Annotated in this window: 14 protein-coding genes; 11 read left to right on the top strand and 3 right to left on the bottom strand. The window is 72.6% G+C overall.

Features of this window, described 5'->3' with window-relative positions; genetic code table 11:
- Positions 1-1,330 precede the first annotated feature (1,330 nt).
- Both IE313_RS17760 and IE313_RS17755 read right to left on the bottom strand, forming a co-directional pair.
- Positions 1,331-3,325 (bottom strand): ABC transporter ATP-binding protein, encoded by a 1,995-nt coding sequence (locus IE313_RS17760; protein ID WP_229924728.1) that lies wholly within the window; start codon positions 3,323-3,325, stop codon positions 1,331-1,333.
- On the bottom strand, positions 3,322-5,574 hold the full coding sequence (locus IE313_RS17755; protein WP_189933288.1) for an ABC transporter ATP-binding protein: 2,253 nt from the start codon (positions 5,572-5,574) through the stop codon (positions 3,322-3,324). The genes IE313_RS17760 and IE313_RS17755 overlap by 4 nt, the downstream gene beginning before the upstream one ends.
- A 382-nt stretch (positions 5,575-5,956) precedes the next feature.
- Between IE313_RS17755 and IE313_RS17750 the strand changes: the two genes are divergently transcribed.
- The 11 genes from IE313_RS17750 (at position 5,957) to IE313_RS17700 (ending at position 17,802) form a co-directional block, all read left to right on the top strand.
- Positions 5,957-6,910, top strand: coding sequence for an ABC transporter ATP-binding protein (locus IE313_RS17750; protein WP_189933286.1), 954 nt, complete (start codon positions 5,957-5,959; stop codon positions 6,908-6,910).
- A gap of 2 nt (positions 6,911-6,912) precedes the next feature.
- On the top strand, positions 6,913-7,695 hold the full coding sequence (locus IE313_RS17745) for an ABC transporter permease (RefSeq protein ID WP_189933284.1): 783 nt from the start codon (positions 6,913-6,915) through the stop codon (positions 7,693-7,695).
- A 4-nt stretch (positions 7,696-7,699) separates the two neighbouring features.
- A complete protein-coding gene (locus tag IE313_RS17740) occupies positions 7,700-9,214 on the top strand; it encodes a sensor histidine kinase (protein ID WP_229924727.1) in 1,515 nt (504 codons plus the stop codon).
- A gap of 307 nt (positions 9,215-9,521) precedes the next feature.
- Positions 9,522-10,163, top strand: coding sequence for a response regulator (locus IE313_RS17735; protein WP_268256715.1), 642 nt, complete (start codon positions 9,522-9,524; stop codon positions 10,161-10,163).
- A gap of 265 nt (positions 10,164-10,428) precedes the next feature.
- Positions 10,429-11,619: a L,D-transpeptidase gene (locus IE313_RS17730; protein WP_189933555.1), complete on the top strand. Its 1,191-nt coding sequence runs from the start codon at positions 10,429-10,431 to the stop codon at positions 11,617-11,619.
- Positions 11,620-11,871: 252 nt separating this feature from the next.
- Positions 11,872-13,122 carry a L,D-transpeptidase gene (locus IE313_RS17725; RefSeq protein ID WP_189933280.1) on the top strand — a complete coding sequence of 417 codons (1,251 nt, stop codon included), beginning with the start codon at positions 11,872-11,874 and terminating at the stop codon, positions 13,120-13,122.
- 212 nt (positions 13,123-13,334) lie between these two features.
- Positions 13,335-14,102: an enoyl-CoA hydratase/isomerase family protein gene (locus tag IE313_RS17720; RefSeq protein ID WP_189933278.1), complete on the top strand. Its 768-nt coding sequence runs from the start codon at positions 13,335-13,337 to the stop codon at positions 14,100-14,102.
- Positions 14,103-14,330: 228 nt separating this feature from the next.
- Complete coding sequence (locus tag IE313_RS17715; RefSeq protein ID WP_189933276.1) at positions 14,331-14,840, top strand: ATP-binding protein; 510 nt, start codon at positions 14,331-14,333, stop codon at positions 14,838-14,840.
- A gap of 505 nt (positions 14,841-15,345) precedes the next feature.
- A complete protein-coding gene (locus IE313_RS17710) occupies positions 15,346-16,563 on the top strand; it encodes a YVTN family beta-propeller repeat protein (protein WP_189933553.1) in 1,218 nt (405 codons plus the stop codon).
- Positions 16,564-16,620: 57 nt separating this feature from the next.
- On the top strand, positions 16,621-17,538 hold the full coding sequence (locus IE313_RS17705) for a helix-turn-helix domain-containing protein (protein WP_189933274.1): 918 nt from the start codon (positions 16,621-16,623) through the stop codon (positions 17,536-17,538).
- Positions 17,539-17,586: 48 nt separating this feature from the next.
- Positions 17,587-17,802, top strand: a complete 216-nt coding sequence (locus IE313_RS17700) for an EF-hand domain-containing protein (RefSeq protein ID WP_189933272.1) — start codon at positions 17,587-17,589, stop codon at positions 17,800-17,802.
- 94 nt (positions 17,803-17,896) lie between these two features.
- Here the strand turns inward: IE313_RS17700 and IE313_RS17695 are convergent, their stop codons facing one another.
- Positions 17,897-18,745 carry an ABC transporter ATP-binding protein gene (locus tag IE313_RS17695; RefSeq protein WP_189933270.1) on the bottom strand — a complete coding sequence of 283 codons (849 nt, stop codon included), beginning with the start codon at positions 18,743-18,745 and terminating at the stop codon, positions 17,897-17,899.
- Between the last annotated feature and the right edge of the window lie 59 nt (positions 18,746-18,804).

Raw genomic sequence — 18,804 nt, 5'->3', positions numbered from 1 at the left:
GGCAGTCCCTCGGGAGATTGTCAGGAGCGCATCAAGAGGTTGGCCGGAAAAGGTCCGTTGCCCGGACGGTCGTGTTCGATAAGCGGACCTCCTGGTCTTGTGGGCTGGGCGTTTTCCCGCGATGCCGCGAGCGTTCACGGAGGTCGGCGGCGCCCGGGCGGAGCGTGGCCACGGCACAGGCGGACGGGGAGGGAGGGGGCGGTCGGGGTGGCGCAAAACCGGTGAGCGGGGTGTGCGGGGGCATGGGCCGCCTGGTCCGGCGCGGTCCGTCGTCCGCGCTGGGATGTGGCGTCTGTGGTGTGCGGGTTCGGTTGTGCTGCGTGGGTGGGGGGATTTGGTTGTGCTGCGTGGGCGGGCGAGTTCGGTTGTGCCACGTGGGTGTGCGGGTGTGGGTGTGCTGCGTGGGTGTGCGGGTTTGGGTGTGCCGTGTGCCGTGTGCCGGGGCGGGTTTGGTTGTGCTGCGTGGGTGTGCGGGTGTGGTTGTGCTGCGTGTGGTTCGGGCGCGGCTGCGGCGTCTGTGTTGTTCGGCTGGGCTGTGGTGCCTGTTGGTCCCGGCTCGGTGTGGTGCCTGCTTGTTCCGGCTTGGCCGTGCTGCCCTGGGGCTCGGGTTGGGGTGTGGTGCCTGTGGTGTTCGGGCTGGGGTGTGGTGCCTGTGGTGTTCCGGCTCGGCTGTGCTGCCTGTGTAGTTCCGGATCGGTTGGGCCGTCTGTTGGTCCGGATAGGTTGGGCCGTTGTTGGCGGCTCGGTCGTGGTGTCTGCGACGTCTGTGGTGTCTGTGGCGTCTGTGGCGTCCAGGGGGTGCGTGTTTCAGCCTCCGGGGTCCGCCTGCGTCGTCGGGCCCCGACCGGTGGGCCGCTGCTGCTCGATGCGTGTCGCTCGGCCGGCGGGCCACTGCTGTTCGGCGCGCGTCGGCGGGTTCCTGCGTCCCGCGCCGTCTGCCCTTCGGTTCGGCATCCGCGGTGTGCCTCCGCCGTTCGCCGTAGGCCCGCCCAGCGCTGTGTGCCGTGCGCCTTTGCCGTTCGGCGCCCTGTGCCGTGCGCCTTGCCGTTCGCCGGGGGCCCGCCGTGTGCCTTTGCCGCTCTGCGCCGTGTGCCGTGCGCCTTTACCGTGTGGCGTTCGCCCGCTCTGCGCCGTGTGCCGCGTGCCTTAGCCGCTCGGCGTTCGGCGTGCGCCTCTGCCGTCCTGTGCTCGGCGTCGGCTTCTCTGGTGCCGCGTCGTCCGCCGCCCGGCCTTCCTCGGGCGCCCTCGGGCGTTCGGTGTTTGATGCTCGGGGGCTCGGGGGCTCGGGCTCGGCCGTCGGCCCGGAGGCTTGTCGTCGGGCCGTCGCTGTTCAGCCCGCGACGCTCTCCCGCCAGGCACGGTGCAACTGTGCGAACGCACCGGTGTCCGCGATCAGCTCCGCGGGCGGGCCGTCCTCGATGACGCGGCCGTCCGCCATCACGAGCACCCGGTCGGCGATCTCCACCGTCGAGAGCCGGTGGGCGATGACCACGGCCGTACGGCCCCGCAGCACGGTGTGCATGGCCTGCTGCACGGCACGCTCGCCCGGGATGTCCAGCGAACTCGTCGCCTCGTCCAGGATCAGCACCGCCGGATCGGCGAGCAGGGCCCGGGCGAAGGCCACAAGCTGCCGCTGACCGGCGGAGATGCGACCGCCGCGCTTGCGTACGTCGGTGTCGTAGCCGTCCGGGAGCGAGGCGATGAAGTCGTGTGCGCCGATCGCCTTCGCGGCCCGCTCGATCTCCTCCCGGGTGGCATCCGGGCGGCCGATGGCGATGTTCTCCGCGACGGTGCCGGAGAACAGGAAGGCCTCCTGGGTCACCATCACCACGCCGCGCCGCAGGTCGGGAACCGTGAGGTCGCGCAGGTCCGTGCCGTCGAGCAGCACGCGGCCCTCGGTGGGGTCGTAGAACCGGGCGAGCAGCTTGGCCAGGGTCGACTTGCCCGCACCGGTCGAGCCCACCACGGCGACCGTCTGGCCGGCCGGGATGCTCAGGTCGAAGCGCGGCAGCACCTCACCACCCGTGCGGTACGCGAAACGCACACCCTCGAAGTCCACGGCACGCCCCGGACGGTCCGCCTCCCGGCCCGGCAGGGGCTTGGGGGACCCGGGCTCCGGCACGGACGGGGTCTGGGCCAGCAGGCCCGCGATCTTCTCCAGGGAGGCCGCGGCGGACTGGTAGGAGTTCAGGAACATCCCCAGCCGGTCGATCGGGTCGTACAGCCGCCGCAGGTACAGCACCGCGGCCGCCAGCACACCCAGCTCAAGCGATCCGCCCGCGACCCGGTAGGCGCCCCAGAGCACGATCGCGGCGATCGCCGTGTTGGCGACCAGGCGCGAACCGACGACATAGCGGGCCATCTCCAGCATGGAGTCGCCGTTGAGCCGTTCGTGGCGGTGGTTGAGCGCGTGGAAGGCGGCGTCGTTCGCGTCCTCACGGCGGAATGCGCGCACCGGGCGGATGCCGTTCATCGTCTCCGTGAACTTCACGATGACGGCGGCGATCGCCGTGGAGCGCAGCGCGAAGATCCGCCCGGCGCGCCGGCGGTACGTACGGACCAGCAGGTACAGCGGGACGAAGGAGAGCACCGCGACCGTGCCCAGGCCGAGGTCGAGCCAGAGCAGCATGGCCGAGATGTAGACGAAGGACAGGATGACGGTGATGAGCTCCTGCAGCCCCTCGCTGAGGAGTTCGCGCAGCGACTCGACGTCCGTGGTGGATCGCGCGATCAGCCGGCCCGAGGTGTAGCGCTCGTGGAAGTCGACGCTCAGGGCCTGCGCGTGCCGGAAGATCCGGCCGCGCAGGTCCAGCAGCACGTCCTGGTTCACGCGCGCGGAGGTGATGATGAACGCGTACTGGAGGCCGCCTGCGGCCAGGGCGCACAGTGCGTACCCGATGCCGACCGCGGCCAGCGGGCCGTAGTCGTGGTCCCGGGCCGCCGGTGCGCCGCGGTCGATGGCGTAGGCGACGAGCAGCGGGCCGATCTGCACGGCCGCCTGCTGGAGCAGCAGCAGGACGGTGACGACCGCCACCCGGGCGCGCAGTGGTGCGAGCAGGGAGCGCAGGAGGGTGCCGGTCGCCCCTTCGGGGGTCGGCAGCGCGTCGCGGTCGAAGGGGTCGCCGCTCTCCCCGGCCGCCTTCGGCGCACCTGCCCCGGGCTTGGTGGTGCCGCCGGCGGTACGGCCGCCGGCGGGGGCTACGGGCGCGGGTGCGGAGGCGGGTGCGGCGGATGCGGGGGTGACGGCCGCGGTGGCTCCGGTTCCGGTTCCGTTTCCGTCGCCGCCGTCGGCATCCGGTGCGGTGCTGGTGGACGCCGTGGTCATCGGTCCTTCTTCTCTGCGGGGGCGGATGCGGGGACGGAGGCCGGTGCGTGTCCGGCCGGGGTCGGCGCTCGCTCGGGCGCGGCGGCGAGCGTGGTGGTGCGCGCGGGGGCCGGAGCGGGTGCGGAGGCGCTGGTGGCGGTCCGACGGGTGACCGCGGTCTCTGCGGGCTCCGCGGTGTCCGAAGCACCCGCGGTGTCCGAAGCACCCGCGGTGTCCGAAGCACCTGAGGCGTTCGGGGGGTGGCCGGTCCGGGCTCCGGCCTCCGCGGGGTCTTCGGCAGCCCCGGCAGCCCCGGCAGCCCCGGTGTCCCCGGTGTTCGCGGTCTCCTCGGGGTCGGTGGCGGACATCAACCACGCGTAGGTGGCGTTGGTGCGCAGGAGTTCCTGGTGGGTGCCCACGGCGGTGATCCGGCCCTCGTCGAGGAGGGCGACGCGGTCGGCGAGCAGCACGGTGGAGGGGCGGTGCGCGACGACGAGGGCCGTGGTGTCCGCCAGCACACGGCGCAGGGCCGCCTCGACCAGCGCCTCCGTGTGCACGTCGAGCGCGGACAGCGGGTCGTCGAGAACGAGGAAGCGGGGGCGGCCGACCACCGCCCTGGCCAGCGCCAACCGCTGCCGCTGGCCGCCGGACAGGCTCAGTCCCTGCTCACCCACCTGGGTGGCGGCGCCGTCCGGGAGGTCGTGGACGAACTCGGCCTGGGCCACCGACAGGGCCCTGCGCAGTTCCGCCTCGCCCGCGGTGTCCGCCGCGCCCATCAGGACGTTCTCCGCGACGCTGGCCGAGAACAGGGTGGGGTCCTCGAAGGCGACGGCGACCAGTGACCGCAGGCGCTCCCGGGGAATCGCCGTGATGTCCTCGCCGTCCAGGGTGATGCGGCCTGCCGTCGGTTCGTGCAGCCGCGGGACGAGCGCGGTGAGGGTCGTCTTGCCGCTGCCGGTGGCGCCCACCAGGGCCATGGTCTCACCGGGCGCGATGTGCAGGTCGATGTGCCGCAGCACCGGGGGCGCGCTGGGCGGGGCGTCGGGGAAGCGGAACGCGACGGATTCGAACCGGAGGCCGGCGGCGGACGAGGACGCTCCGGGTACCGCGGCGGCCGTCGGGGCGGCGCCGGGGGAGACCGCGGCGGCGGCCGCCGTGCCGGAGGGGTTCCGCGCGGGCTCCGGCGTCTCCTGTTCCTCCTCCTCGTCCATCACCTCGAAGTAGCGTTCCGTGGCGGTCGCCGACTCCTGGGTCATGGCCAGCAGGAAGCCGATCGACTCGATCGGCCAGCGCAGCGCCAGCGCGGTGGAGAGGAAGGCCACCAGGGTGCCCGTGGAGACGGTGCCGTCCGCGACCTGGAGGGTGCCGAGGACGAGCGCGGCGCCGATGGCCAGCTCGGGCAGCGTCATGATGACGGCCCAGATCGCGGCGAGCAGCCGGGCCTTGGCCAGCTCCGTGCCCCGCAGGGTGTGCGCGAGGGCGCGGAAGGCCCGTGCCTGGCTGCGGTGCCGGCCGAACCCCTTGATGATCCTGATGCCGAGCACGCCCTCCTCGACGACCGTCGTCAGATCGCCCACCTGGTCCTGCGCCCGGCGCGCCACGGACGAGTACCGCGTCTCGAAGTACGCGCACACCACCATGAGCGGTACCGCGGGGGCCAGCAGGACCAGCCCGAGCGTCCACTGCTGGGCCAGCAGGATCGCCATGCCGATCAGGATGGTCGCCCCGTTCACCAGCAGGAACGTCAGCGGGAAGGCGAGGAACATGCGCAGCAGCATCAGGTCCGTGGTGCCCCGCGACAGCAACTGCCCCGAGGCCCAGCGGTCGTGGAAGGCGACCGGCAGCCGCTGGAGGTGGCGGTAGAGGTCGCCGCGCATCCGCGCCTCCACTCCCGCGAGCGGGCGCGCCACCAGCCAGCGGCGCAGTCCGAAGAGGACCGCCTCGGCGAGGCCGAGCAGCAGGAGGTACAGCGCGCCGAGCCAGACGCCGCCCGGGTCCCGGTGCGCCACCGGGCCGTCGACGATCCACTTCAGCACGAGCGGGATCACCAGGCCCACGCTGGACGCGGCGATCGCGACGACCGCCGCGGCGGACAGCCGGCTGCGCACCCGGCGCACCTGGGGCCACAGCCGCACCAGCGACCGCGCCGTGGAGTGGCCCCTGGCGGGCGCGGGCACGGGCGCGGGAGGCGCAGGGGATGCGACCCCGGTGGTCCCTGTCGACTCGGGGGCGGGCTCGGGGGGCAGCGTCGGTGCTGGGCTCTCGGACATCAGTGGCGAGCCTACGGTTTGCCACTGACAGCGCCCACCGAGTTTTGACCCGGCCTTGGGCGGACCGGGCTCGTCCGCTGGTCCTAGGCCACCGGAGGCCGCGTGCCGCCGTCCGGATCGCGCCCTTGCGCCCCAGCCGGACGCGCCTTGCCACGCACGGCCGGGTTCCCGGCCCGTCGCGCGGCCCCCGGCGCCGGCCCGGCAGGCTCCAGGGCACCCGCACCGCCGGGCCGGGTGCGGGGCCTCGCCCGGTGGGCGTCCGGGCCGCGGGGCCGTACGGCCCCGCGGCGAGGTCGTATGGGCGTATCAACCGATCGGACGATGCGGGCCTTTAGCGCAATGGGCGATGTGGTGGCGGGGTCGTCGCCGGGATCCTCGAATCATGCCGAACACGCCCGTCACCCACACCACGCCGACCGCGGCCGGCGGATCGGGCCCGCACCCGATCATCGAAGTGCAGTCCCTCACGAAGTCGTACGCCGGCCGGACCGTCGTCGACGGAGTCTCCTTCGTCGTCGAGGAAGGCGAGATCTTCGGCATCCTCGGTCCGAACGGCGCGGGCAAGACCACCACGGTCGAGTGCATCGAGGGTCTGCGCGTCCCCGACACCGGGCGGATCCGCGTAGCCGGCCTCGACCCGGTCGCCGAGCACGCGGCGGTCACCCGGATACTCGGCGCCCAGCTCCAGGAGAGCGAGCTACAGGCGAAGCTCACCGTGCGCGAGGCGCTGGAGCTGTATGCGGCGTTCTACCCGTCCCCGGCCGACTGGCGCCCGCTGGCCGAGCGGCTCGGGCTGACGGAGAGGCTGGCCACCCGCTTCGGCAGGCTCTCCGGAGGCCAGAAGCAGCGGCTGTTCATCGCGCTCGCCCTGATCGGCAGACCCCGCGTCGTCGTTCTCGACGAGCTGACGACCGGCCTCGACCCCCGAGCCCGGCGGGACACCTGGGAGCTCATAGAAGAGATCAGGACAGGCGGTGTCACCGTCCTGCTGGTCACCCATTTCATGGAGGAGGCCCAGCGTCTCTGCGACCGGATCGCGGTCATCGACCGGGGCAGGGTCGCCGCGCTGGACACCCCGGCCGGCCTGATAGGCCGTGCCGCAAGTTCGACCACGATCTCCTTCACCCCCTCCTCTCCGCTGGAGCACGCCGTGCTGGCCGCGCTGCCGCAGGTGGGGTCCGTCCAGTCCAAGGACGGCCGGATCACGCTCAGCGGCACCGACGAGACGGTCAACGCCGTCGTCACCCTGCTGGCCCGCCACCACATCACCGCCCACCAGCTCCGCGTCGCCGACGCCACACTCGACGACGCGTTCCTCGACCTGACAGGAGCCTGAGCATGACCACCGCCACCGTCACCGACCCGGCCGCCCCGCGCGGCGCGCGTCCATGGCGCGCCGTGCTGAGGACCGAGGCCAGGCTGTTCGGACGGGAGCCGGCGGGCATCTTCTGGATCCTCGGCTTCCCCACGCTCCTGCTGGTGGTACTCGGCTGCATCCCGTCCTTCCGGGACCCCGATCCGGGCCTCGGCGGCATCCGCCTGGTGGACGCCTACGTCCCGGTGTCGGTACTGCTCTCCATGATCGTGTCAGGTCTGCAGTCGATGCCGCCGGTCGTGACGGGCTACCGGGAGCGGGGCATCCTGCGCCGCATGTCCACCACGCCGGTGCGCCCGGGTGCCCTGCTCGGCACCCAGATGGGTCTGCACGGGGCGGCCGCCGTCGTCTCCACCTGCCTCAGCCTCGCGGTGGGCCGCCTCGCCTTCGACGTCGCCCTGCCCCGGCAGGCGTTCGGGTACGCCCTGGCCCTGCTGCTCGCGGTGCTCGCGGCACTGGCGCTGGGAGCGTTGGTCTCGGCCCTCTCGCGCACCTCGAAGATCGCGGGTGCGATCGGGTCCGTGGTGTTCTTCCCGATGATGTTCTGCGCCGGGGTCTGGCTGCCGGTGCGCGCCATGCCCGGCACCCTGGCCCGCGTCGTCGAGCTCACCCCCTTCGGTGCCGCGGCGCAGGCACTCGACCAGGCGGCCTCGGGCGACTGGCCGTCCTGGGCCCATCTCGGTGTCCTGGCGGTATGGGCGGTGGTGCTCTCCACGGCCGCAGCGCGCTGGTTCCGCTGGGAGTGACCCGATGCCCACCGACCTGACGTACGAAAGAGCACCCGCCGAGGCGATGGGCCCGGTCGGCTCCGTGGCGCAGACTGACCCCATGGGGAGGAGTACGAGGACCTCGGGCCCGCCCAGCGGGGCGGAGGCCGCCGGTACCCGGGAAAGCGGTGCGCGGACCGTCGGTGCGGGGGCCGCCGGTGCCCGGACGGGTGGTGGCCAGCCCGGTGGTGCCGCGGCCGCCGCCCCCGTCCGCGGCGGGTCGGCCGTCAGCGAGGTGGCGGCCCTCGGCCGGGCCGCCGCGGTGGTCGAGCGGCGCCGGGCGCAGTTCGACCGCTTGGGGCCTTCGCTCCTGCTTGCCGCTGGCATGCTGGTCTCACTCGCCACCGCCGACCTGGTCATGAGCCCGGCCGGCCGGGTGGCAGCCCTGCCGCTGGCCGGTGCCGCGCTCGTCCTCCAGGTGTGGTGGTACACGGTCAGCCCGTCCCACAGGGCTCCCTCCCGCACCACCGTGCGCTACTACGCCGTGCGCTGGGCGCTCGGTTTCGCCCTCTCCTGGGTGAACCCCTTCATGTCGCTCTATGCCGTCTCGGGCTACTTCGGGGCGGAGCGGCTGCTGCCGGTCCGACGGATGAAGATCGGCCTGTTCGCGACCGCCGTCACGCTGGCGGGCGCGCAGGCCGGAGGGCTGCCTCCGGCGGGGCCGGTCTCCTGGGTGCTGTTCGGGGCGATGCTCGGCTTCAACGTCGTCCTGGTCATCATCTTCGGCCAGATGGGCGCCAAGGAGGAGGAGCGCAACCACCTCCAGGCCCGCACCATCGAGGAGCTGGAGCGGGCCAACACCCGCCTCCAGCAGGCCCTCGACGAGAACGCCGCCCTCCACGCCCAACTGCTCGTCCAGGCCCGCGAGGCGGGCGTCGCCGACGAGCGGCGGCGGCTGGCGGCCGAGATCCACGACACCATCGCGCAGGGCCTGACCGGCATCATCGCCCAGTTGCAGGTCGTCATGGGCGCCACAGAACCCGATGTGGCCCTCGAACACCTGGAGCAGGCCGCGAAGCTGGCCCGTTACAGCCTCGGTGAGGCCCGCCGTTCGGTGCAGAACCTCGCCCCGGCCGCCCTTGAGCACGACGCCTTGCCCGAGGCCCTGGAGAAGACGGTCTTCGAGTGGGCGGCCCGCGAGGGCATGCCCTCCGCGTTCACCGTCACCGGTACCGCCCAGCCCCTGCACGACGAGGTCGCGGCCACCCTGCTGAGGATCACCCAGGAGGCATTGGCCAACGCGGCCAGACACTCCGACGCCGCCCGGGTGGGCGTGACCCTCTCCTACATGGACGACGAGGTGACGCTCGACGTCCGCGACGACGGCCGCGGCTTCGACCCGCTCTCCCTGCCGCGCCGGTCCGGCACCGGCGGCTTCGGACTCGACGGCATGCGCGTGCGTGCCGAGCGGATAGCGGGCACCCTGTGCGTGGAGTCCGAGCCGGGACACGGCACCGCGGTCTCCGCTCGCGTACCGTTGGTCCGCCATGACCGATGACACACGCGCCCAGGGTCCGGGGGGAGCACCGGCCGGCAGCGCGATGACGGACGGGACGGACCCTGCCCGGCCGCCGGCGGCCTGCGGACCCGAGGCCGCCCCACCAGCGCCCGACCACCGCCGTCCCGCCGCGCCACCTGACACAGCCCCAGGACAGCAGCCCGCCCCACCGGCACCGGCCTGCGCACCGCGGGCCTCGGCACCGTCCGTACCTCCGGCTCGGGCTTCGCGTGTACCGGAACCGGCTCCCGGCGCCTGTGCTCCGGCTTCCGCCCGGGAGGAGGCCCAGCGTCCCCCGCTCCCGGCGATCAGCCTCCTCGTCGTCGACGACCATCCGGTCGTACGGAACGGCCTGCGCGGCATGTTCGAGTCCGTCGTGGACTTCACCGTGCTGGGCGAGGCGGCGAACGGCGTGGAGGCGGTCGACCTCGTGGCCCGGCTTGATCCCGATGTCGTCCTGATGGATCTGAGGATGCCGGGCGGCGGCGGCGTCGAGGCCATAAAGGAGCTGTCCCGCAGAGGGGCGCGTGCCAAGGTCCTCGTGCTCACCACCTATGACACGGACTCCGACACCCTCTCCGCCATCGAAGCGGGTGCCACCGGCTACCTCCTGAAGGACGCCCCGCGCGACGAGCTGTTCACCGCCGTGCGTGCCGCCGCGGAGGGCCGTACGGTGCTCTCGCCCGCCATCGCCTCCCGACTCGTCTCCGTGGTCCGCACCCCGCCCCAGTCCCAGGGCGGCGAGACGCTCTCCTCCCGCGAGCGCGAAGTACTCGCGCTGGTGGCCAAGGGCACCTCCAACCGCGAGATAGCCCGGGTGCTCTTCATCAGCGAGGCCACGGTCAAGACCCACCTCACCCATATCTACGCCAAGCTCGGCGCCAGCGATCGCGCCGCGGCGGTTGCGGTGGCGTACGACCGGGGGATCCTGGGCTCGGCGGGCGAGTAGCCGGCGACGGTGCGCGCCACGCCGGTCCCGTGGGCCCGGGCGTGGCGCAGCGGCCAGGCGCAGCGGCCGGGCGCAAACGGCGGACGACGTCCTGGAGCACCGGGAGGCCGGCCCATCGTCCGGACGGGGGACGGAACCGCGGCGGCCCGGGTGCGTGTCCGCCGGGCGGGTGTCGTCCTCTTCGGTGTTCTGCCGGGGCACTCGGGGGGCATCTACGTTTCCCCCGGGGCAACCCGTCGTTGGGCCGGGCGTGATTGGCGTACTGATGCGCGCGCCGCGCGCAGGACTCGTACTGGCGGCCGTGCTCGGCGGGGCCGCCCTGCTGGCCTCGGCCGTGGGATGCAGCACGGCCGCACTGCTCGGCACGTCGCGCACGCCCGCCGACGTCATCGCGGTCACCCCGGGCGACGGCAGGGGGAACGTCCCGGTGGGCCGGCGGATCGGCGTTCAGGTGCGCAGCGGCCGTCTGGAGTCGGTACGGGTCATGCGCTACCAGGACGCCCAGCGGTACAAGGTGCCGGGCCGGGTCTCCGCGGACGGCCTGACCTGGCGGCCCCTCGGCCGCGGCCGGCTTGCGACGGCCGCGCGCTACACCATCGACGCCGTGGCGCTGGACGGCCACGGTCGCCGGGCGGCCCGGCACGCCTCCTTCCGCACCGTGGTCCCCGACCGCCGCTTCATCGGGTACGTCACTCCGGAGAACCGGGCCACGGTCGGCACCGGGATGATCGTGTCGCTGGAGTTCAACCGCCCGATCCGCGACCGCGCCGCGGTACAGCGCGCCGTCCGGGTCGTCTCCCGGCCCCCGGTGCCCGTGGCCCCGCACTGGTTCGGCCGCTCCCGGCTCGACTTCCGCCCCGAGCACTACTGGAAACCGGGCACCAGGGTCAGGGTGCAACTGCGGCTGCGCGATGTGGCGGCGTCGCCGGGTGTGTACGGGCTCCAGTACAAGACGATCGCGTTCACCGTCGGGCGCAGCCAGGTGAGCCGGGTGGACGCCGCCGCGCACACCATGCAGGTCCGGCGCGACGGGCGGCTCATCGGCACCCTGCCCATCACCGCGGGCGCCCCGACGTCCACCACCTACAACGGAAAGATGGTGGTCAGCGAGATGATGGAGGTCACCCGCATGGACGGCCGCACGGTCGGCTTCGGTGGCGAGTACGACATCCCGGACGTGCCGCACGCCATGCGCCTCACCTCCTCGGGCACCTTCCTGCACGGCAACTACTGGGCCGAAGGGGTCTTCGGCACCGACAACGTCAGCCACGGCTGTGTGGGCCTGCGCGACGTCAAGGGCGGCAGCTCCAGCACACCCGCGGGCTGGTTCTTCGACCGCAGCCTCATCGGGGACGTGATCGAGGTGGTGAACTCGCAGGACAGTCAGGTAGACCCCGGCAACGGCCTCAGCGGCTGGAACATGAGCTGGCGCCAGTGGCGCGCCGGCGCGGTCTGAGTCGAGGGAAACGGCGGTCCCGGCCCGCCCGTGGTTGCGGTCGAGGCTGCGGTGGTCGTTGCCGTCGCGTATGCGCTCAAGTGCCGCACACCGGCCCCGACCGCCGTGCCCAACTCCCCTGTCGAGACTGAACGGTGACCAACGCGGGGACCCTGCAAGCAAACCGATGTGATTAATTGACGCGGTGTGCGGGGCCCGCGGGGCACTGCGCGGGTGGCGAGTTGGGCCGGGCGGGTCGAGGGGAGAGACATCGTGGAGGGGCGACCGATATCCGGGGGAGCGGCGGATGAACGGCGCGGCGCGGACCGGCGCGTGGCACACCGCGGTCGCACGGGGCCCTGGGCCCTGCTGCTCGGCGCCGCGCTGGTGCTCGTCACCGCCTGCAGCGGCGCCGACTCCTCGGACGGCGGCAAGGACGGCGGGGGCGCGAAGAGGCCGCCGGCGCCGAAGGCCGTGGTGACGATCAGCCCGAAGGACGGCGCGGACTCCGTCGACACCACCGGAGACCTCAGGGTCAGCGCGTCCGGCGGAAAGCTGACCGGTGTCACGGTCGAGGACGCCAAGGGGCACCCGGTCGAGGGCACCGTCGCGGACGACGGCAGGAGCTGGCGGCCCGAGGGCCACCTGGCGTCGGCGACCACGTACACCGTCCGGGCCAGTGCGAAGAACGCGGAGGGCGCCCGGACGACCGGGAAGTCCACCTTCAAGACCCTGCGGCCGAAGAACACGTTCGTCGGGATCTTCACCCCGGAGGACGGCTCCGAGGTCGGCGTCGGCATGCCGTTCTCGCTGCACTTCACCCGTGGCATCACCCACCCGGAGGACGTGGCGAGGTCGATCCGCATCACCACCGAGCCGTCCGTGCCCGTCAAGGGCCACTGGTTCGGCAACGACCGCCTCGACTTCCGTCCCGAGCACTACTGGAAGCCCGGTACCAAGGTCACCGCCGCGCTCGACCTCGACGGTGTGGAGGGGCGGCCGGGCGTGTACGGCACCCAGGCCAAGTCGGTGACCTTCACGATCGGCCGGGCCCAGGTCTCCACCGTCGACGCCGAGAAGCACATGATGACCGTCGAGCGGGACGGCAAGGTCGTCAGGAAGGTCCCGATCACCGCAGGCGGCACCGGCCACACCACGTACAACGGCCAGATGGTGATCAGCGAGAAGTACCGGGTGACCCGTATGAACGGCGAGACGGTCGGCTTCGGCGGCGAGTACGACATCAAGGACGTGCCGCACGCCATGCGCCTGTCGACGTCGGGCACCTTCATCCACGGCAACTACTGGTCGGGCGGCGCCTTCGGGAACTACAACGCCAGCCACGGCTGCGTGGGCCTGAGGGACGTGAAGGGAGCCTGGGACAAGAAGCAGCCGGCCGCCTGGTTCTACGACCACTCGCTCATCGGCGACGTCGTCATCGTGAAGAACTCCCCGGACAAGCAGATCCAGCCGGACAACGGCCTCAATGGCTGGAACATGTCCTGGGCGGACTGGACGAAGTAGCCCCTGGCCGAGGGGTCTGCCTGCCGGGTCCGACCCCGGCCCGGCCCCGGCCCGACCGGTCCGACCCCGGCCTGGCTCCGGGACGGCCTCGGCAGGCAACGAGCTTCCGGCCGGGACGGGACCTCGGTACGTGACGGGACCTCAGGGCGGGGCGGGGTTCCTCCACCGGGGCCCGCCCACCCCCCTCGTTAACCACCGCTAACCTGCTCTGCATGACTGTGCATCTCGAAGTCGCCGACGCGGTCGGCGTGCTGCGCCTCGACCGGCCGCCCATGAACGCACTCGACACCACCACCCAGGACCGGCTCAAGGAGCTGGCCGAGGAGGTCTCCGCGCGTGCGGACATCCGCGCCGTGGTGATCCACGGCGGTGAGAAGGTGTTCGCGGCCGGTGCGGACATCAAGGAGATGCAGGCCATGGACCACGCGGCGATGGTCGTACGGTCCCGTGCCCTGCAGGACTCCTTCACCGCCGTCGCCCGGATCCCCAAGCCGGTGGTCGCCGCCGTCGCCGGTTACGCCCTCGGCGGCGGCCTGGAGCTCGCGCTCTGTGCCGACCACCGCATCGCGGCCGAGGACGCCAGGCTCGGGCAGCCGGAGATCCTGCTCGGCCTCATCCCGGGCGCGGGCGGTACCCAGCGCCTCGCCCGTCTCGTTGGCCCCTCGCGCGCCAAGGACCTCATCTTCACGGGCCGCCATGTGCGCGCCGCCGAGGCGCTCGCCATCGGCCTGGTGGACAGTGTCGCGCCCGCCGGCGAGGTCCTGGAGCAGGCGCACGCCTGGGCGGCCCGGCTCGCCAAGGGGCCCGCGCTCGCGCTGCGCGCCGCCAAGGAGTCGGTGGACCGCGGCCTGGAGACGGACATCGACACCGGGCTCGCCATCGAGCGCAACTGGTTCGCGGGTCTGTTCGCCACCGAGGACCGCGAGATCGGCATGCGCAGCTTCGTGGCGGAGGGGCCGGGCAAGGCGCAGTTCAGTTGAATGCCTCTTTCGGGTTATCCGAACCTTTACGAAGACCTTGCCCGAAGGGTCGGAGAGAAGCATTCTGTCACCTTCGAGCAGCGCTAAGTCACCGCAGGTCAATGGCCGAAATCAAGGATTCCACCTGCCTGTGGCATATGCCGCGCGGCAACCCGCTCGCCGCGGGCTCCGCGTGGGTGATTCCCGTGAACGGCCACGGAGGGTGCTCCGGGCGGCCATGATGGGGGCATGGCGGGGCTGGAGGGTGTCGAACAGCCGCGGCGGCACGCGAGTGCGACCGCGGCACGCTGGTCACCGGCGGTGGAGGACGAACGGGCGCTCGAAGTGATGGAGTTGCTCGGCAATCCGGCCGAGGCGGAGGTGCGGCTCCCGTCGCGTCCGGAGTCCGCGGCCACGGCACGCCGGCTCGCCCAGGTCGTGGTGCTGCGGCACTGGGGTCTCGGTCCGAAGCTGGCCGAGGACACGGTGCTGCTCGTCTCCGAACTGGTCGGGAACGCCGTGCGGCACACCGGCGCGCAGGCGTTCGGGCTGCGGATGCGGCTGCCGCGCGGCAGGAACTGCCTGCGGGTGGAACTGCGCGACCCCTCGCGCGGCCTGCCCTGCCTGATGCCGGTGCACGAGCTCGACATCTCGGGCCGGGGCCTGTTCCTGGTGGACGGGCTCTCCGACCGCTGGGGCGTCGACCTGGAACCGCACGGCAAGGCCACCTGGTTCGAGATCCGTATCCCCGAACGCTGACCGCGTCCGGCGCCCCGCGGCCGCCCAGGCGCGACGCGCACCCGTCGAGGCGCCCGGAACGCGACTGCCCGGCCGCGGGGGTCCGCCCGGCCGCGGGGGTCCGTCCTCCCCCGGGGGCCGCCCGCTCCCGGGACGCCAGCAGCCCCCGTTCGCCTTCGTGGGGCTCGCGGGGGCTGCTGTCGGGGCGCCGTGGCACTCGGGGGATGGGGTCCCACGGCGGTCTGCGTGCGGTCCCGCGTCGTGGAACGCCTGGGTCCGGGCTCTCTCCCGGACCCCGCGGGGCCGTCTCCCCGACTATGCCAGGGGAAGCACGTCGCTCCAAAGGAACCATTCCGGCAAAGCGCTCATAAATGTCCATAGTGGTTCTCAATCGCAGGTGAGATAGGCCACTTGCCTGTGAAAGCCCGGTTGATGCGGCAGTTTTCAAGCGATCGGCGAAGTGGCTCTTGGCGTGATGGTCTCCATGGGGGATGACACCGATGCCGGACAGGGCGTGCCGATCGGAATGTTTCGGGTGAACCTTCTGTATGTGTATCGATCCTTCACCCAGCGCGCCGCCGCCGTGCTCGGCTGTGCGCTGCTCGCCGCCCTCGCGGGCTGCGGCGGCTCCTCGGACGACCGGCGCACCAGGGACCGCGCGGCCGCGCCGAGCATCCCGCCCGCCCCGAGGACCGCGGCCCCCGCGCCCGTGGACGGTCTGCCCGGCATGCCTCCTCTGCTCGATCCGAAGGACGTGTACGCCGCCGACCGGCCCGGCAAGCTCTCGCCCGTGGTGCGGGACTTCCCGTCGCGGATCTACGTGCCCAACACCAACTCCAACACCGTCTCGGTCATCGACCCCGTGACCTTCCGGGTCACCGAGACCATCCCGGTCGGCAACCAGCCCCAGCACGTCGTGCCCTCCTGGGACCTCAGGACGCTCTGGGTCAACAACGACCTGGGCAACTCCCTCACCCCCATCGACCCCAAAACCGGCAAGGCGGGCAAGCCCGTCGACGTGCACGACCCGTACAACCTCTACTTCACCCCCGACGGCAAGTACGCCGTCGTGATGGCCTCGCGCGACCGGGAGCTGGTCTTCAGGGACGCGCACACCATGGAGACGAAGAAGACCGTGCCGGTCAGTTGCGCCGGCGTGAACCACGCGGACTTCTCCCCGGACGGCCGCTACTTCATCGTCTCCTGCGAGTTCTCCGGCGAACTGCTGAAGGTCGACACCGCGAGGATGGCCGTCGTCGGCCAGCAGCGGCTGCCCCTCGACGGCGCGATGCCGCAGGACGTGAAGATCGCCCCGGACGGCAGCGCCTTCTACGTCGCCGACATGGAGGCGGACGGCGTGTGGGTCCTGGACGGCGACACGTTCGGCAAGCCCAGCCTGCTGCCCACCGGCCAGGGCGCGCACGGCCTCTACGTCAGCCGCGACTCCAAGGTGATGTACATCTCCAACCGGGGCGAGGGCACCATCTCGCTCTTCGACTTCCGGCGGCGGGGGCTCACCGGGAAGTGGCGGCTGCCGGGCGGCGGCAGTCCCGACATGGGCGGCGTCTCCGCGGACGGCAAGGTGCTGTGGCTCTCCGGGCGCTACAACGCGGAGGTCTACGCCATCGACACCGCCACCGGGGCCCAGATCGCCAAGATCCCGGTCGGCAGCGGACCGCACGGTCTCGCCGTCTACCCGCAGCCCGGCCGCTACTCGCTCGGGCACACCGGGGTCTTCCGCTGACGGGGGCGCGGTGCGGGGCTTGAGTCTCCACCGACCGGAGGGCCCAGACTCCTCGACATGACCGAAGACGGTACGGAACTGCTCACCATCGGGCAGCTCTCCCGACGCAGCGGACTGCCGGTGCGCACCATCCGCTACTGGTCCGACGAGGGCGCCCTGCCGCCCGCGGCCCGGTCCGCGGGCGGCTACCGGCTCTACGACGCCGCGTCCGTCGCCCGGCTGGAACTCGTCCGCACCCTGCGCGAGCTGGAGCTGCCACTCGCCGACGTGCGCCGGGTGCTGGCGGGCGAGACGACGGTCGCCCAGGTCGCGTCCGCCCATGTGGCCGCGCTGGACGCGCAGATCCGGAGCCTGCGGACCACCCGGGCCGTGCTGTCCACCGTCGCCCGTCGCGATTCGACCGCAGAGGAGATGACACTCGTGAACAAGCTCGCACGCCTGTCCGCCGCTGAGCGCCGGCGCATCGTCGACGACTTCGTGGCCGACACCTTCCAGGGCGTGGACACCGTCGACCCCGACATCCGCGAGAGGATGCGCCGCACCTCCGTGGAACTGCCCGACGACCCCACGCCCGAGCAGGTGGACGCCTGGATCGAACTGGCCGAACTGGTACAGGACCAGCGGTTCAGGGAGCAGATGCGGCGCATGATCGAGTTCAACGCCCGGGGCCGCACCGCGGACACCCCCGCGGGCGCCTCCCCCTGGTTCGCCAAGCGGCTGATCGAGCTGGTCGGCGACGCAAGGCGACGCGGCATCGCACCGGACGCCCCGGCGGCGGCCGGCGTACTCGACGCCCTGCTCGGTCCGGACGGTGACCGGGCAGCGGTGCTGGAGCGCCTTCAGGCCGGTACGGACGCGGACGCCGCCCGCTACCGCGAACTGCTCGCCAGGGTCGCCGGCCGGAGTCCCGCCCCCGACCACCGGGAGGAGTTCGCCTGGGTGGCCGCCGCACTCCGCACGCGACTCGGCCGATAATCTGACCCGGCAACGAGTCAGGCAGGCAGTGAGAAGGGGCGGATCCCGGTGGCGGACATCGAGGCGGCACGCAAGGCGTTCGAGCGGTTCGACGGTGACGGGGACGGTTTCATCACCGCGGCCGAGTACAAGAGCGCCATGGCGCAGATGGGCGACTTCCACGTCACGGAGTCGGTGGCCGAGGCCGTGATCGCGGCCCGGGACACCAACGGGGACAAGCTCCTGTCCTTCGACGAGTTCTGGGCGCACCTGAACAAGTCATGAGGTGCTGACGCCCGTACGGGCCCGGTCCGCCCTCCGTGGCGCGCCGGGCCCGTCGCCGTACGCGGGGCAGCGTGGCCCCGCACCGGCCGTGCCGCTATGCGTCCCGCCTCGCGCGCACCGTCCACCGGCCGTCCTGGCGGGCCAGCCGCACCGGATGGCCGAAGCAGGTGCTGACCAGGTCGCTGGTCAGGACCTCGGCAACCGGTCCGCAGGCCAGGGTGCGGCCGTCGCGGAGCAGCATCGCGTGGGTGGTGCCCGAGGGCAGCTCCTCCAGATGATGGGTGACCAGCACCGAGGCGAGCTCGGGATGGGCCGCGGCCAGCGAGTCGAGGCTGTCGATCAGTTGCTCGCGGCCGGCGACGTCCAGGCCCGTGGCGGGCTCGTCCAGCAACAGCAGCCGAGGGCTCGGCATCAGCGCGCGGGCGATCAGCGCCCGGCCGCGCTCACCCTGGGAGAGCGTCGGCCAGCGGGCCGCCGTACGCGGGCCGAGTCCGAGCGTGTCGATCAGCAGGTCGGCACGCTGCTCCTGCTCCGCCGTCGGGCGCCAGCGCGGCAGCCGCTCCACGCTGTTCGTCAGTCCGGTGAGCACCACCTCGCGGACCGGCAGCGGGGAGCGCAGCGGATGGCGGGGATTGACATGGCCGACATAGGTGCGCAGTTCCCGCAGGTCAACCCGGCCGAGCGTCCTGCCGAGCACCCGGACGCTGCCGTGCGTGGGGTGGACCAGGGCGCCCAGCAGGCTGAGGAGCGTGGTCTTGCCCGCGCCGTTGGGCCCGAGCAGTGCCCAGTGCTCGCCGGGCCGCACGGTGAGCGAGACGTCCGCCAGGATCGGCCGTCCGTCACGTACGACATGCACGTCACGGGCGTCGAGGACCGGCGCGGCCGAGGCCGCGCGGGCGCCGGGCACGGGGGCCGACTCGGGAAGCACACCGCTGAACGTCATGGTCGGCAGCCTAACCCCGGACGATTCCCGCCCCGAAAGCCGCATCCCGTCGGGGCGCC

It is taken from the genome of Streptomyces sulfonofaciens (assembly GCF_014656295.1).
Taxonomy (GTDB): domain Bacteria; phylum Actinomycetota; class Actinomycetes; order Streptomycetales; family Streptomycetaceae; genus Streptomyces; species Streptomyces sulfonofaciens.
This window is presented reverse-complemented; position numbering and strand designations above follow the sequence as displayed.